We start from the raw sequence: 895 nt of genomic DNA, 5'->3' as shown, positions 1-895 counted from the left end.
GCTCTCGTGCGGCCGCGCAGTCCGCGGCCGTGCGCGGCACCCACGTCACCGTGTACAACGCGACCCGTACCCAGGGCCTCGCCGCCTCCTACGCGCAGCGGCTCACGAGCGCCGGCTACACCTCGGTGGACGCGAAGAACTGGAGCGGCTACGGCATCCAGTCCTCCACCGTCCTGTACAACGGCTCGGCCAACAAGGCCGCCGCCGAGGCGGTCGGCAAGGAGCTCGGCTTCCCGGTCATGCAGACCCCGAACCTGCAGGTGAACGGCGTCGCGGTGGTCGTCACCGGCTGACCCGCCCGCCGTGCGGCCGTGCCGGACGCGCACCCTTCCCGGCCCCCCGGCGGGGCGCCTCCCGAGGCGTTCTGCCGGGGGCCGTCCGCCGTCCGCGGAAGAGCGGGCTCCCGCACCGCGGACCCTTTGCACTCTCCCGGTGCGAGTGCTCATAATGGGGTTAGCACTCCGAAGGCGCGACTGCCAGCCGTACCCCGGTCGGTCCGGCGCCGTGGAGGAGGACCTGTCCACCGATGAGGCCCCCAGGGGCCGTCCGTCGCGGGCATCGGCGCGGGTCAGCCACCAGAAGTAGGAAGCCGACGTCCAGAAAGGACCTGCACATGGCCAAGACCATCGCATTCGACGAAGAGGCCCGCCGCGGCCTGGAGAAGGGCATGAACACCCTGGCCGACGCCGTGAAGGTGACCCTCGGCCCCCGCGGCCGCAACGTGGTGCTGGAGAAGAAGTGGGGCGCCCCCACCATCACCAACGACGGCGTCTCCATCGCCAAGGAGATCGAGCTCGAGGACCCGTACGAGAAGATCGGCGCGGAGCTCGTCAAGGAGGTCGCCAAGAAGACCGACGACGTCGCCGGCGACGGCACCACCACCGCCACCGTGCTG

At 71.2% G+C, this 895-nt stretch carries 2 protein-coding genes; both read left to right on the top strand.

The window, feature by feature from the left end; genetic code table 11:
* On the top strand, nt 1–293 hold a 293-nt coding region (locus HMPREF3105_RS04450; protein ID WP_141762428.1), incomplete at its 5' end, for a LytR C-terminal domain-containing protein.
* Between the two features lie 320 nt (nt 294–613).
* Nucleotides 614–895, top strand: a 282-nt coding sequence (locus HMPREF3105_RS04445) for a TCP-1/cpn60 chaperonin family protein (protein WP_305791325.1), incomplete at its 3' end; no start/stop codon positions are given.

Source organism: Micrococcus sp. HMSC31B01 (assembly GCF_001816085.1).
In the GTDB taxonomy this organism is placed as follows: Bacteria; Actinomycetota; Actinomycetes; order Actinomycetales; family Micrococcaceae; genus Micrococcus; species Micrococcus luteus.
The sequence above is the reverse complement of the archived record's forward strand: the minus strand, read 5'-3'. Positions and strand labels throughout refer to the sequence as shown.